Annotated in this window: 15 protein-coding genes; 7 read left to right on the forward strand and 8 right to left on the reverse strand. The window is 53.3% G+C overall.

Features of this window, described 5'->3' with window-relative positions; all coding sequences use genetic code 11:
• Positions 1–4 precede the first annotated feature (4 nt).
• Positions 5–508 (reverse strand): signal peptidase II, encoded by a 504-nt coding sequence (lspA, locus tag V8L71_RS06895; RefSeq protein ID WP_113271269.1) that lies wholly within the window; start codon positions 506–508, stop codon positions 5–7.
• Positions 505–2,691 carry a heavy metal translocating P-type ATPase gene (locus V8L71_RS06900; protein ID WP_113271268.1) on the reverse strand — a complete coding sequence of 729 codons (2,187 nt, stop codon included), beginning with the start codon at positions 2,689–2,691 and terminating at the stop codon, positions 505–507. The genes lspA and V8L71_RS06900 overlap by 4 nt, the downstream gene beginning before the upstream one ends.
• A gap of 86 nt (positions 2,692–2,777) precedes the next feature.
• Here V8L71_RS06900 and V8L71_RS06905 point away from each other — a divergent pair, with 86 nt between their 5' ends.
• A complete protein-coding gene (locus V8L71_RS06905; protein WP_082051477.1) occupies positions 2,778–3,236 on the forward strand; it encodes a MerR family transcriptional regulator in 459 nt (152 codons plus the stop codon).
• A gap of 28 nt (positions 3,237–3,264) precedes the next feature.
• On the opposite strand, the gene V8L71_RS06910 is transcribed toward V8L71_RS06905, so the two are convergent.
• The 4 genes from V8L71_RS06910 to V8L71_RS06925 form a co-directional block, all read right to left on the reverse strand.
• Positions 3,265–4,047 carry a ZIP family metal transporter gene (locus tag V8L71_RS06910; RefSeq protein ID WP_336273612.1) on the reverse strand — a complete coding sequence of 261 codons (783 nt, stop codon included), beginning with the start codon at positions 4,045–4,047 and terminating at the stop codon, positions 3,265–3,267.
• Between the two features lie 112 nt (positions 4,048–4,159).
• The gene (locus tag V8L71_RS06915; RefSeq protein WP_336273613.1) at positions 4,160–5,149 is read right to left on the reverse strand and encodes a M23 family metallopeptidase; all 990 of its coding nucleotides are present in this window, start codon (positions 5,147–5,149) and stop codon (positions 4,160–4,162) included.
• Positions 5,149–5,826, reverse strand: coding sequence for a DsbA family protein (locus V8L71_RS06920; RefSeq protein ID WP_022521292.1), 678 nt, complete (start codon positions 5,824–5,826; stop codon positions 5,149–5,151). Before V8L71_RS06920 ends, V8L71_RS06915 begins: the two co-directional genes overlap by 1 nt.
• A gap of 113 nt (positions 5,827–5,939) precedes the next feature.
• On the reverse strand, positions 5,940–6,854 hold the full coding sequence (locus V8L71_RS06925) for a cation diffusion facilitator family transporter (RefSeq protein WP_035556048.1): 915 nt from the start codon (positions 6,852–6,854) through the stop codon (positions 5,940–5,942).
• Positions 6,855–7,058: 204 nt separating this feature from the next.
• Here V8L71_RS06925 and V8L71_RS06930 point away from each other — a divergent pair, with 204 nt between their 5' ends.
• Positions 7,059–7,979: a bile acid:sodium symporter family protein gene (locus tag V8L71_RS06930; RefSeq protein WP_027957952.1), complete on the forward strand. Its 921-nt coding sequence runs from the start codon at positions 7,059–7,061 to the stop codon at positions 7,977–7,979.
• A 381-nt stretch (positions 7,980–8,360) separates the two neighbouring features.
• Here V8L71_RS06930 and V8L71_RS06935 read toward each other — a convergent pair whose 3' ends face one another.
• Both V8L71_RS06935 and V8L71_RS06940 read right to left on the reverse strand, forming a co-directional pair.
• Entirely contained in the window at positions 8,361–8,801 is a 441-nt protein-coding gene (locus tag V8L71_RS06935; protein WP_113271262.1) for a DUF411 domain-containing protein, read from the reverse strand.
• Between the two features lie 13 nt (positions 8,802–8,814).
• A complete protein-coding gene (locus tag V8L71_RS06940) occupies positions 8,815–8,949 on the reverse strand; it encodes a hypothetical protein (protein ID WP_281372643.1) in 135 nt (44 codons plus the stop codon).
• Between the two features lie 244 nt (positions 8,950–9,193).
• Between V8L71_RS06940 and V8L71_RS06945 the strand changes: the two genes are divergently transcribed.
• The 5 genes from V8L71_RS06945 to V8L71_RS06965 all read left to right on the forward strand — a co-directional run.
• Positions 9,194–10,138 carry an IS5 family transposase gene (locus V8L71_RS06945; protein WP_336273614.1) on the forward strand — a complete coding sequence of 315 codons (945 nt, stop codon included), beginning with the start codon at positions 9,194–9,196 and terminating at the stop codon, positions 10,136–10,138.
• Between the two features lie 510 nt (positions 10,139–10,648).
• A complete protein-coding gene (locus V8L71_RS06950) occupies positions 10,649–11,020 on the forward strand; it encodes a copper resistance CopC family protein (RefSeq protein ID WP_035556043.1) in 372 nt (123 codons plus the stop codon).
• A gap of 51 nt (positions 11,021–11,071) precedes the next feature.
• Positions 11,072–11,929, forward strand: coding sequence for a copper resistance D family protein (locus tag V8L71_RS06955; protein WP_336273615.1), 858 nt, complete (start codon positions 11,072–11,074; stop codon positions 11,927–11,929).
• Between the two features lie 282 nt (positions 11,930–12,211).
• Positions 12,212–12,745, forward strand: coding sequence for a cupredoxin domain-containing protein (locus tag V8L71_RS06960; RefSeq protein WP_035556080.1), 534 nt, complete (start codon positions 12,212–12,214; stop codon positions 12,743–12,745).
• A 14-nt stretch (positions 12,746–12,759) separates the two neighbouring features.
• Positions 12,760–12,958 (forward strand): response regulator (locus tag V8L71_RS06965; protein ID WP_336273616.1); only part of this gene is annotated, 199 nt, incomplete at its 3' end.

Below are 12,958 nucleotides of genomic sequence, written 5' to 3' on the forward strand. Positions count from 1 at the left end.
ACTGTTACTCTGCGCGCTTAAAAGCAGGACTTTCACGCCATAATGCCACTGCGAACATCAATACACCTGCAAACAGCGCGATATCGGCCATGTTAAAGGCGGGCCAATGCCATTCGCCCCAGTAAATGTCCAGATAGTCGACGACGTACCCTCGCGCTAAGCGATCAACGGTATTACCGAGCGCGCCGCCAAGAATCAGGCTGTACGCGCAGGCCTCTAAGCGCGACAGGGGTTTGCATAGCTGCACAACCAATACGACGACCACCACCAACGCTAAACCAAGAAAGAAATAGCGCTGCCAACCACCTGCCTCCGCGAGAAAGCTGAAAGCGGCCCCTGTATTACCGGTGTAAACCCAGTTAAAAAACGGTGTTAGCGGAATGACTTGGCCAAACGACATCCGGGCATGCACGATTTCTTTGACCAGTTGATCGGCTAGAGCCAACACGCAAGCAAATGTGAACCATGGCCAACGTCGTGAAGGGCTGTCGTGTTGCGCTGTGCTCATGACGTTGTTTTTCCTTGTGACAGGCCTGTCAATGCGGTACTGGGCGAAAAGCGATAACCCAGCAGTCGCATGGCGTTCAACGTCACTAGGACGGTAGCACCGGTATCGGCCATCACCGCAATCCACATACCGGTAATACCCAGAGCTGTGGTGACCAGGAAAATGGCTTTTAAGCCAAGGGCGAGAACAACGTTGGTTTTCACATTGCGCAGCGTGGCACGAGAGAGGTCTATCAGCTCAGCGATGCCGGTAACGCGGTTCTTGAGCAAGGCTGCATCGGCGGTTTCCAACGCCACATCCGTGCCGCCCCCCATCGCGATACCGACATCGGCTGCCGCGAGTGCCGGTGCATCGTTGATGCCATCGCCAACTTTACCGATGGGGCCACGACCTGCCGCTTGCCAGTCTCGAACATACGCTGCCTTGTCTTCAGGCATGAGTTCGCCGTACGCTTCAATGCCTAAGCGACCCCCAGTGGCAGCGACGGTGCGGGCATTATCACCGCTGAGCATGACAGCCTGTACGCCTAAACGGGATAGCGCCGCTAGGCCTTCAAGGGCATCTTCGCGTGGCTCATCGCGAACAGCGATCAAGCCCAACAAACGCTCGCCTTCGACGAGGAGTGCGAGGCTCTTACCGGCTTCTTCTAACGCGATAATCCGAGCACTGAGACTTACCTCAAGGATGACTTTCTCGTGAAGATGACGAGGCGTCATTAAGCTCAGCTCGCGACCCTCCACCTGGCCTGAGACACCGCGCCCCGCCAAAGCACGACTGCCGGTGACGGTGGGGAGGTTTAGGCCCGACTGTCGGGCATGCTCAACGATAGCCGTGGCGATAGGGTGACTGGAATCTCGCTCTATCGCGGCGGCGAGCCGCAATACGCTGTTATCGTCTTCCTCAGCAATCCAAGACTCCACATCTGTGACTCTTGGGGTACCCGCAGTGAGGGTGCCCGTTTTATCTAATGCCACCAAGCGAAGCTTACTTAACTGTTCAAGAACGGCTCCCCCTTTGATCAGTAGTCCGCGCCGAGCGCCCGCCGAGAGACCTGCGGCGATGGCGGCTGGGGTAGAAATGACCAACGCGCAGGGGCATGCGATTAACAGCAATGCTAACGCACGGTAAATCGACTCCGACCATGCCATGGTCGATACCAGCGGTGGCACTATCGCCATCAGTAGGGCGAGTAAGACGACGGCGGGCATATAGTAATACGCAAAACGATCAATAAAGCGTGCTATCGGTGCCTTGGCGGCCTGTGCTTCTTCAACCAGACGAATAACGCGAGCGATCGTATTGTCATCAGCGCCTCGTGTTACCTCCACCTCCAGGGCGGCATCAAGATTCACTGTGCCAGCAAAAATGTCATCACCAGGCGCTCGCGAACGGGGTATGGACTCGCCGTTTACCGGCGACTCGTCAATGTCGGAGGTGCCCACCAGGATGCGTCCATCGCAGGGTACGCGATCACCGGGCCGCACCAGCACACGCTGCCCGGGTTTAAGTGACTCCGCCGAGACGTCACGCAGCTGGCCATTGTCCATCAGCCTCGCCGTTGAGGGTGTTAAATTTGCCAAGGCTGAGATACTGCGGCGCGCTCGTGAAGCAGCTACCCCTTCGAGTAGCTCACCTACGGCGAACAAGAACACGACCATCGCAGCTTCAGCGGCAGCATTGATGGCCAATGCGCCAAGCGCAGCGATGCACATCAGCATCTCGATGGTAAAGGGATTGCGCATTTTGAGGGCGCCCCAGGCACTCTGCGCAATGGGTATTAAGCCGACTAGCGTGGCCAAAATGAAAGGCATATTACCCAGCGCAGGCCATGCTAAACGAAGCGCGAAGGCCACTATCAGCAGATTTCCTGTGATAATGACCAAGCGCCCTTTAGCGGTTTGCCACCAAGAGGATGAAGCACCAGATGCGCGTGTTTGGCCATCATGGGAAGCCACTTGATAGCCTAGTTCGTTCAGGATGCCCTCAATGGTCTTTCGCGAGGGGGCCCCGTGATCGTGGTGGTGAATCTTCACTGATCCCGTGACCGAGCTTGCCGTGACTTCCTCAATGCCTTCCAGTCGCTCTAGCGCCGATACAACCTTGCGCTCACAACCGCCGCAGTCCATGCCTTCAACACGCAGCGTCAAGACGTTTGGCGCTGTTGTCGGCGTTGATGTTTTCATGGTGCCTCTTCTCTCAATGGGCTATGGTTTTGAAGTGTAAACCTTGTAGCAACTATAGCTTCAAGCCCTACGTAAGGAGTTTTACCATGTCGATGATGGGGCAAAGTATCAGCATTGGTGAGTTAGCACGACGAGCCGATTGCAAACCTGAAACGGTTCGTTATTACGAGCGTATTGGGCTGCTGCGCGATGCAACACGAACCGGTGGGGGGCAGCGCCGCTATGGAGACGACGCTGTGCGGCGCTTGACCTTTATTCGTCATGCCCGAGACTTTGGCTTTTCGGTGGAGTCAGTGCGAGAGCTTTTGGCCATGTCAGATCAACCTGATATGCCTTGCCAAGAAGTCGATGCCATCGCCACGCATCACCTAAAGAAAGTGGAGTCCCGCCTTCAACGACTGTCCATACTGCGTGAGGAGCTTCAACGGATGGTCACGCAGTGTGCCGGTGGTAAAGTGGAAAGCTGCCGAATCATTGAGGTCATCAGTGATCATCAGCTCTGTATCACTGAAAAATCGCACGGAGGGGCTCACGACTTAGGTTAGCACTAACGCTACGCCCCACGCCCAATGGTTAGCCCAGCGAAACATCCAAAAACAGCATGAGTACCAATCCGATAGAGAGGCCCAGCGTGGCCTTTTTTTGGTGCCCGCTTCGATGAGTTTCGGGAATAATCTCATGACTGATCACATACAACATCGCCCCCGCCGCAAAGGCCAACCCCCAGGGCAGTAGCGCTTGTGACATGCTGATGACTCCAGCGCCTAATAAGCCACCCAACGGCTCAACAAGCCCCGTAAGGGCGGCAATCGTCCATGACCGCCAACGTGAATAGCCCACGCCTAGCAGTGATACTGCTACGGCCAGTCCTTCTGGGGCATTCTGAAGTCCAATGCCAATCGCTAGTGGAACGCCTCCTTCGCTTCCCCTTGCGCCGAAGGCCACGCCAACGGCCAGCCCTTCTGGCAGGTTGTGTATCGTAATGGCAATAATAAACAACCAGATACGACGTAGTGAGGCAGCCTCTGGCCCTTCTCGCCCCTGTTCGAAGTGCTCATGAGGTAAGAGTTCGTTCAGTAGTGCGACCATTCCAATCCCTAGCAAGATGGCCGCACAGGCAATGGCAGCAGGTACCACGCTACCTCCGTAACGCAGCTCCGAGGCTTCTAAGGAGGGTATGATCAGTGAGAAGAAAGAGGCCGCTAGCATGACGCCAGCGGCGAACCCCAACGCTAAATCGCGAACACCACGATTCGGTGTTTTGGTAAACAAGACGGGAAGCGCCCCGACAGCCGTCATCAAGCCCGCGGCAAGGCTTCCCAATACCCCCATGGTGACGAGAGAAACCTCTTCCATACCGATTACCTGTCTTGTGGTAGATGAGTGATCACAGCGCTAGGGTTCCATAACGAGGCAAGCACACGTTCACGTTACTAACAATCCATGCAACGTTGCTAAGCACGGGTGGTTACGGCTCGTTAAACGAGATCAAGTCATAAATGGACGCCGTGCCGATAGCTTGTTCCAAGCGATCTCTTGCCTCGTAAAGTGACGCTTGATATTCACCTTGAGTCGGCTGCTCACCCAACATGATGCGTTGACCTTGACCAAGGGGATCAACAGGCTGGTCATTGACTCTCACTTCGTAATGCAGGTTGGGACCCGTGGCGACCCCGGACGAACCTACCTCTCCGAGCGACTCTCCCGCATTAACTAAATCCCCAACCACTAGCTGTGGAGAGAATCGGCTAAGGTGTGTGTAGCGACTAATGGCCCCTGTGTCGTGTTCCACCTCGATCACCTGCCCGTATCCCCCTTGGCGCCCCATAAAGGATACGCGCCCAGGTGCGGTAGCAATGACTGGCGTTCCCGTTGGTGCAGCCAAATCAATTCCATTATGAGGGCGCACCCCTCCATACACAGGATGTCGCCGATTCCCAAAGCGAGACGTTAAGCGAGCACTAAGCACAGGCAAACGCAACGTGCTTAGCAGGGTATTGCTTTTGAAAAGAGCAACGTCCCCCTTTGGAGTGACCGGCCATATAACCTCTAAGGGCTCTGCCTGATCAGGCAGAGCGGCATAACTGAGGCGTGGTGGCCCAACACGGGCGCCGTCCTGGCGTCGATCTTCCTCCCACACTAATTGAATACGTTCACTGCCAGAAAACTCCAGCGGCGCTGCGATAAACTCGCTGAGCAGTGTTTCCAGTTTAGTGGCGAAACGCGTTGGGACACCTTCTGCTGCCAAGGCCTCGTAGAGGGTGGTATCAATGACGACATCACGCCCAAAGGTTAGGGTATCAACGCTATCGAGCGGTAATGTGCCTTCTTGCTCGCTAGCCGCCTGTAACTTGACAGGGCTAAGTTCAGACGGAGGCAATGACAGATGCGTTTGCCAATTGGCTTCGGCTAGCAAGGGGTAAAAGCCCACCAAGCCTAGTAACCACCAGCGCTGCATCACTGGCCATCCTCTTCCCCAGAGATCTCCGCTACTTCACTCTCGACGGCATCAATCAGCTCTTGCATACCAAAGGGGTCTAAAGGCTCGCCATTGACAAAAAAGGTAGGTGTTTGGCGAATCTGATTGGCTCTGACATCCGCCATGTCTTGGTCAATCACCGCCTGCACCTCAGCAGAAGTCAGTTGCTCTTCGGCAGCCGCTAAATCAAGGCCTCCTTGGCTCGCGATATCGAGGATAGCGGATTCATCAAAACTGCCATGTGAAGCCCATTGATCCTGGCGAGCCAGCAGCCTCTCCAGTACCGGTTCAAAGACGCCCTGACGACGAGCAACTTCTAATACCCGAATGGCCTTGTCCGATACGTCGCCGTGGAAAGGAGTGTAGCGCACGATGAGCCGCACTTTTTCTGGGTAGGTTTCCAGAATACTTTTTGTCAGGGGATAGAAAGCACGGCAGGCTTCGCAAGCCGGATCGAAGAATTCCACAATCGTCACCGGCGCGTCTTCTCGTCCCAAGATGGGGGAGTGTGAACGCACCAAGGAGTCCTCGGCCTGGACACCGCTCTCTTTTGCTGCCTGAGCTTGCATGTCTAAGAGGGCAGGCTTCGATACGGCGACGATCGCAGCGGTCAGCATTAACGTACCGGCCAATATAAAAGACGCTTTTTTGAACATGTTTCTCTCTCTGTCTCAACGATGGGGTGGAAAAGTAGGGTTGAAAAATAAGCCAATCGCTATGGGAGTAAGCTGCTCGCTATCTACCTGAGCTGGGAGCCGGCCTCGGTCTGTCACTCATGCCCATATAGATTGGCATTTTGATGCGCGTGGTCACTATGCTCAAACTCTAGGCTGGAATGAGCAATACTGAAGCGCATTTTAAGCTGCTCCTTGATCTCTGCTTTGACGGATTCAAGCTGCTGCCAGCCGGTTTCTGTCAGAACCACGTGGCAGTCAAGGGCTGCCATGTTTTCCTGCATCTGCCATAGATGCACATGGTGAATATCCTGGACTCCCTCGATATCTCGTACGGTCTCAACGACTGCCTGCCCGTCAATGTCCGGGGGAGATCCCAGCATTAGCGTACGGATAGGGCCGCCAATTTCAGAGAAGGCTAGGTAAAGAATATATAGCGCAATCCCTATCGTGATCGCGGGGTCTACCCAGCGCATGTCGTACAGTAAAATAAGCGAACCACCGATAATCACGGCGATGGAGGCAAACGCATCCGATAAGTTATGCAGAAAAAGGGCGCGGATATTGACACTCTCTTTTTGCATTGACCACGTGAGCATGGCGGTAAGGGCATCGACGACGAGCGCGACGCCACCAATAATCACGATCGTCCATCCCTCTATCTCAGGGGGATCGACCATCCGCATAGCGCCTTCGTAAATCAGGTAGACACCGACAATAATGAGGGTGGTGTAATTGATGAGTGCTGCCACTATCTCGATGCGGCCATAGCCAAAGGTCATATGCACATCGGCAGGCCGTCTGGCGATTTTACGAGCAGCAAAGGCAATGACTAATGCTGCCAAGTCAGAAAAGTTATGTAACGCATCAGCGATCAGCGATAGGCTCCCCGCCATAATGCCACCGACGATTTGAGCGATGGTTAAGAGCCCATTGGCCCAAATGGAGATGCTGACGCGCCGGTCGCCAGAGGCAGGATCAATGTGGGGATGATCATGATGATGTCCCATCTGTTACCCTCTCTCGAATTATCTGTTCTTGGTACTATAAAACCTCTAGCAACTAAAGCTTCAACCCTTGAGCATTATCTATTTGCATCGCTGGATTGGGAAGCACGTCCCTAGCTACCAAGGAGCCTTTGTGTGCTGGGCCGAAGGTGATCATGTTTTAGGTGCGGGGCTCAATCCACTTCAACCGGTAACGTCCAATCCACCATGGGTAGATTCATTTATTTTGTCGAGGCGCACCTTGTCTGGTTTGTAATCGTCGTCGCGGGGGGAGGCTTACTCTTTCCGGCCACCGGAATAATGCTTAAGTTCGCGATTGGGCCATTACTGGCATTACTGATGTTGATTATCAGCCTCACATTCGATGCGCATGCAGTGCGCATCGTGTTCCGAAAGCCGTCACGGCAGTTGTTGGCATTGGGGCTGGTCTATGGGCCTATGTCGATTGCCGGGTGGCTAACGGGCCGTCTATTTTTTGGAAGCGGCCCGCTGGCTGCTGGCCAAACCTTGCTCGGCACGCTGCCGACAGATGTGTCTTCTCCTCTTTTGGTACTGATGGCGAAAGGCAATGTGGCGCTTGCCGCTGTTTTCAACGCAGTCAACACCGCGTTATGTCCGTTTATTGTTCCCTTCCTGTTTTTATGGCTCACCGGCCTTCAGTTAGACGTGCCGCTTGGATCAATTATTCTTGAATTAACACTAATCGTGCTTCTTCCTACCGTGATTGGGGTCAGCTTGCGTACAAGGTTCTCGGCTTTCTTTGCACGGCATGATTCAGCGTATGCAGGGATAGGGTCGATTCTGTATCTGCTGATCCTACTCGCCGTGGTCGGGCCGAATGCCACCACGATCATTGGCTATGGCTGGTATGCGTTTGTGATTGCGGGCGCGGCCCTGTGCCTCAATTTGATTGGGTACCTGGTAGGTATGTCCTCACGGTTACTCACCTCTGATCGCAAAGAGGTGATTACCTATCTTTTCACGGTCAGTAAAAAGGAATTCAGCATCGCTGCAGCGTTTGTCGCTGCTTCTGGCTTGCCATCAGAGATCGCAATTCCAGCCGCTTTTTTTGCCGTGATTCAAATGATCACTTCGCCCATCGCAGCGAAGATCCTCGCCCGCCACTGAAGGGATGGCCGTATCGGCTCTTCGTCAGAAGAGCAACCTGCACACGGGGTGTACAGGTTGCTCTTAGCGACAAAACAGACACCGCTACTCATAAAGGTGGCAAATAGTACCTATGCTAAGTCACTGCGACCAATACTGACCTTGCTAAAAGCATTTAACACAGAGGCTTCGCAGGGTATCTGTTCCTTTTTGGATTTAAGATGCTTAAAAGTATCAGCGAACCCTGGGAAAGGCCCCGCCAATTTCTGGATGATTTCTTGAACATGTCGCACGTTAGAGAGCGTCTGACGCAACCAATTTTCAAATCATCTCGAAACACACCTGGTGCTTAACAAACATCTCATGTAGTACAAGAGGTCTAATTATGTCATCCAAAACCTACTACAGCGTCATAAACGCCTTGTCTTCTTGATCCGTAAAGGAATACACGTCATAGGGCGCTTCCTGAGGCCCTGGCATCCCCGGTGTACCGATGGGCATACCTGCTAGGCCAATGCCGTCTGCATCAGGCTGTTGCTCAAACAGCGCCTGTACGGCTTCCATCGGAACATGGCCCTCAATCCAATACTCGCCGATTTCGATGGTATGGCACGATCCAAGACCATAGGGAACACCCGCCTGTTGTTTGATATCACCCAGCTCGACGTCATCAATAACGGTGACGTCTACGCCAAGTTCCTCAAGATGGCGCGCATATTCGTCACAACAGCCGCACTGGGGGTTCTTATACAGTGTCGCCTCTGGCGGTAACGCCGCTTGAGCGGAGACCGTCCCAATTAGCATGAAACCCGAGAGCAAAAGTTTGGTGGTCATATGTTGCATTAATTTCAACTCCTTAATGTGAACGACTGAAGAGGTACTTGGCCAGCGACGCGATCGCCAAGCCAATTAATAACAGCATAGCCAGGGGCATCAACCAGCCTAACCACCCCATTGACCCCATAAAAGCAAAGCATTCCGCGTTCATCATGACATCACTCCTGATTTATGCCTTGAGCGAAGATGGCGCTACTTAAGACACTGAGGATTGCAGCCCGACCAATGGCAAAGTTCATCCTGTGCTTAACCATGATATCTCCCCTCATCATGTTGCTGATCGAGACATTGCCTTATCCGATAAAAATGGAAGAAGGCAGAGTTAGGGAAGCTCTGAAAAAGTCACTGCCATCAGCGATAATACGGCTATCGTCAACTGCATAGGATTCAGTGCTGCCATGGATCAAATCACCTTCTCCGAAGCCGAGTACCAGAACAAGAAGAGAAAGACCCGCCGCGAAATCTTTCTGGAGCGGATGGACAAGCTGATCCCCTGGACGCAGCTGGAGAAGAAGGTAGCCCGTTATTACCCCAAGGGCGAGAGCGGGCGGCCTCCGTATCCGTTGTCTGCCATGCTCCGCGTCCATTGCATGCAGTTGTTTTACAACCTGAGCGATCCGGCCATGGAAGACGCCCTCTACGAGATCGAGTCCATGCGCCAATTCGCCGGTTTGAAACTGGACCGATTGCCGGACGAAACCACGATTCTCAAGTTTCGCCATTTTCTGGAACGCCACGGCCTTGGCAAGGTGCTGTTCCAGGAAGTGAACAACCACCTGGAGAAAAATGGCCTGATGCTGCGCGAAGGGAGCATTGTCGATGCCACTATCATCTCTGCGCCTAGTTCCACCAAAAACAAAAAAGGCGAGCGCGATCCGGAAATGCACCAAACTAAGAAAGGTAGCTCTTGGCACTTTGGCATGAAAATGCACATAGGTGTCGACGATAAGCTTGGGGTGATTCACAGCATCGAGACCACGGCTGCCAATGTCCATGACATTGTGCCTGCCGATAAGCTCCTTCACGGTGAAGAGCAACGCGTCTTCGGTGATGCCGGTTACCTGGGTATTCAAAAACGCGACGAGCACAAGCACCGCAACGATGTCTCTTGGTATATTGCCAAACGGCCTGGCACCCGCAAGAAGCTAGATGCCAGGCGACAGAAAGTCGAAAAAGTCAAAGCCAGTATCCGTGCCAAGGTGGAGCACCCCTTTCGGTACATCAAACAAGTTTTTGGTTATGGCAAGGCTCGCTATCGTGGACTGGCCAAAAACACTCAGCGCCTGCATTTGCTGGCGGCGTTCAGCAACCTGCTGATCAGTGAGAAATACCTATGGGAATAGGGCGATTGCGCCCGCTTTCCGCTCAATGAGCAGGAAAGGGGCAAAAATACACAAAGAACGGGAGAAGAGTGTCTGAATTTTCGATTTTTTGTCGGCTCAAGTGAGCGTTAATGAATATCGGCAATTATTCAGACCTTCCTTAGCTTTTGTTATAAGCCTACAACCTATAGGTAGCCCAAAGGTAAAGAAGAAACTGATCCCAAACGCTAGATTTGTCACAGGTCATTTTTTCCGCCATTTTCAGCTCTGTTTCAGGTTGGCACGCTATAACACTGACTCAGTTCCATGAAGAAGAGCGCGTACAAATGCTGCTCAAATACATCGCCACCCAAGAAGCGAAAACCCAGCAGCCAAAGAATCCATGAATGCTCTCTTGGTTCTTTAAGAGCAAGATGCCATGTGCCTTGTTCGTCAAATAGGGCACATGAACGATGTCTGAAGGCTCAACCGAATCAGATTTGAAGCCTCCGCGACGAACCATTCAAGCCTAAAAAAATATAAGGAAACGGTATGCAAAAGAAGACGACTTCGCTCCCTATTATTCACGCTACCTTAGCAACGCTGCTGCTGTCGCTCGCAAGCCCAGTGTTGGCCCATGAAGGGGGCGCAAGCACTTCGCCTAAGGATGGCGTCACCATTCAGGATTCCCCAGCAGAGATTGGCATCGAGTTTGGTGGCATGATGCGCATCACCCAGTTTGAAGTGGCAGGCCCGGACGGCCCCGTTCCTCTTGATGGTCAGCCAGGCAGTGAACAGGTCGATCGCTACTTCGTAAAGCCCAGTGACACTCTTTCGGCTGGGGATTACCAGGTGCGCTGGCGTGGCCTATCGGATGACGGGCACATGATGTCTGACGGTTTTAACTTCTCGGTCGAGCCTTGACCCGTGGTCTGGTGGCCCTCAGTAAATAGCCTTGATGTCTGGACCGTCGCGATGATTCTCGTGGCGGCCGGGATTTACCTTAACGCCCTAGTCGCGACGGGGGCCGTGTTGTTTCGTCTAGCGTTTCCCCGACTCCCTGATCACGACCGGAGGCGCGTCGCCTGCATGGGCATCTTTGCTGCCTGGGCGGGGGTCATTCTGATTCTGTTCCAGTGGCCTTTAGAAGCTGGTTACCTTGGGGGCGGCAATATCGCTGCTGCAACCAACCCAATGCTGCTCGGAATCGTGTTCGATGGCGCGTCCGGGGTCCGGCTAATGCTGGCGGTAACTGGCTTGCTGCTAGTCCAGGCGATTCAGCTTAATAACTTAGCGCTCTCGAAAACAGCCAACAGCGTGAGCCTAGTAGGCGTGTTACTGGTGATGCTGGCATTCGTGCAGGTGGGGCATACAGTAAACACCCCACGCCTCATTCTGGCTGGCTTGCTGATCGTTCACCTGATGGCGGCAGCATTCTGGGTGGCCTCGCTGTGGCCGCTGTTCCATTTAGTGGGACGGGGTCACAACCAGGACAATACCGCCCACATTCTGACCCGTTTCGGGAAAATCGCCATAAGCGGAGTCGGCTTGTTGGTACTGGCGGGCGTCACGTTGGCCACGCTGCTAACGGGCGGTCTCACGCCACTGCTCACCACGGCATATGGACAGTTCTTGATCGGCAAGGTATTGATTGTGGCGGTGCTACTGTTATTTGCTGCCGCGAACAAGTGGCGGCTTGTTCCGGCCTTTGAGAGCGGCGACGCAACAGCCCCAGGACGGTTACAGAGAAGTATTGCACTGGAGATGGTGCTGGTCGCGGTTATCTTGTTGATCACGGCAGTGCTGACAAGAGTGTCATCACCGAATGGGTGACTAACAGGTCAACCACCTTGTTAAGCCGTTCCAGAGCTCGAAATTAACGGTCTCCTTCTTATGGGCCTTACGCTGAGGTTTAGGCGGAGGCTGCCATAGGCAATTGCACCAACAAGACGAAAAGTCATTGCTGCAGCGTTGACTCTAATCAGGGGGTCAGGATCCATCATCATGTTAGAAATGCTTTTGGGTAGCAGGCCATATTTTTACGTTAGGTTCAGGCTCGTTTCAGGTTAACACCGTATAAAGAACAAGTGACACTAACCTCTGAGGTAAATGACCATGCGCAACATCTCCTTAACAACGTCTATGTTTGCCCTTTCACTAAGTTTGATAACGAGTGCGGCTTGGGCTGCGCCCGGCCAAGGCAGTGGTGACAATGGCCTAACCGAGGCTGACGTTGACCGCACGATCAGCCTTGAAGCTGGCGATATGTGGTTCGACCCTGAAGCGCTAGAAATGGCGGCAGGGGAGGTGGTTAAATTTGAAATTACTAACACCGGCAATCTAGAACACGAATTTGTGATTGGTAGCAAAGAAGCCCAAGAAGAACATCGCCAGATGATGCTAAACATGGCCAATGGCGGAGGCCATGACATGTCAAATATGGCACACGGTGAAGGCCACGATATGTCCAATATGTCAAACGGCGATGGTCACGATATGGCCAATATGAGTATGGAAGGCGTCACCATTGCACCTGGCGAGACTGGGTCTCTATTATGGCGTGTTCCTGATAATGTTAACGCGCTAGAGTATGCATGTAACATTCCCGGCCATTACGAATCCGGCATGTACGGCAATTTTTCTCTCTAATCTGACGTATATCCATGAAACTGTTGCTACTTGAAGATGATGACTTGCTAGCGGAAAGCTTAGCAGAGAGTCTCAAAGACAACGGTTACCTAGTTGATTTGGCCGCTTCCTTGAAAGCGGCCAAGTCGCTGATGGCAACCGAGCATTATGAACTGGCGATCTTAGATGTCGGTTTGCCCGACGGCTCAGGGCTGGATCTGCTCGCCCAGTGGC

Origin of the sequence: Vreelandella indica (genome assembly GCF_037070225.1) — a bacterium.
GTDB classification, from domain to species: domain Bacteria; phylum Pseudomonadota; class Gammaproteobacteria; order Pseudomonadales; family Halomonadaceae; genus Vreelandella; species Vreelandella arctica.

Bases quoted from the DNA above. Each gene is read 5' to 3' on its own strand.
- lspA (WP_113271269.1), bottom strand. From the start codon at position 508: ATGAGCACAGCGCAACACGACAGCCCTTCACGACGTTGGCCATGGTTC.
- V8L71_RS06900 (WP_113271268.1), bottom strand. From the start codon at position 2,691: ATGAAAACATCAACGCCGACAACAGCGCCAAACGTCTTGACGCTGCGT.
- V8L71_RS06905 (WP_082051477.1), top strand. From the start codon at position 2,778: ATGTCGATGATGGGGCAAAGTATCAGCATTGGTGAGTTAGCACGACGA.
- V8L71_RS06910 (WP_336273612.1), bottom strand. From the start codon at position 4,047: ATGGAAGAGGTTTCTCTCGTCACCATGGGGGTATTGGGAAGCCTTGCC.
- V8L71_RS06915 (WP_336273613.1), bottom strand. From the start codon at position 5,149: ATGCAGCGCTGGTGGTTACTAGGCTTGGTGGGCTTTTACCCCTTGCTA.
- V8L71_RS06920 (WP_022521292.1), bottom strand. From the start codon at position 5,826: ATGTTCAAAAAAGCGTCTTTTATATTGGCCGGTACGTTAATGCTGACC.
- V8L71_RS06925 (WP_035556048.1), bottom strand. From the start codon at position 6,854: ATGGGACATCATCATGATCATCCCCACATTGATCCTGCCTCTGGCGAC.
- V8L71_RS06930 (WP_027957952.1), top strand. From the start codon at position 7,059: ATGGGTAGATTCATTTATTTTGTCGAGGCGCACCTTGTCTGGTTTGTA.
- V8L71_RS06935 (WP_113271262.1), bottom strand. From the start codon at position 8,801: ATGCAACATATGACCACCAAACTTTTGCTCTCGGGTTTCATGCTAATT.
- V8L71_RS06940 (WP_281372643.1), bottom strand. From the start codon at position 8,949: ATGATGAACGCGGAATGCTTTGCTTTTATGGGGTCAATGGGGTGGTTA.
- V8L71_RS06945 (WP_336273614.1), top strand. From the start codon at position 9,194: ATGGATCAAATCACCTTCTCCGAAGCCGAGTACCAGAACAAGAAGAGA.
- V8L71_RS06950 (WP_035556043.1), top strand. From the start codon at position 10,649: ATGCAAAAGAAGACGACTTCGCTCCCTATTATTCACGCTACCTTAGCA.
- V8L71_RS06955 (WP_336273615.1), top strand. From the start codon at position 11,072: ATGATTCTCGTGGCGGCCGGGATTTACCTTAACGCCCTAGTCGCGACG.
- V8L71_RS06960 (WP_035556080.1), top strand. From the start codon at position 12,212: ATGCGCAACATCTCCTTAACAACGTCTATGTTTGCCCTTTCACTAAGT.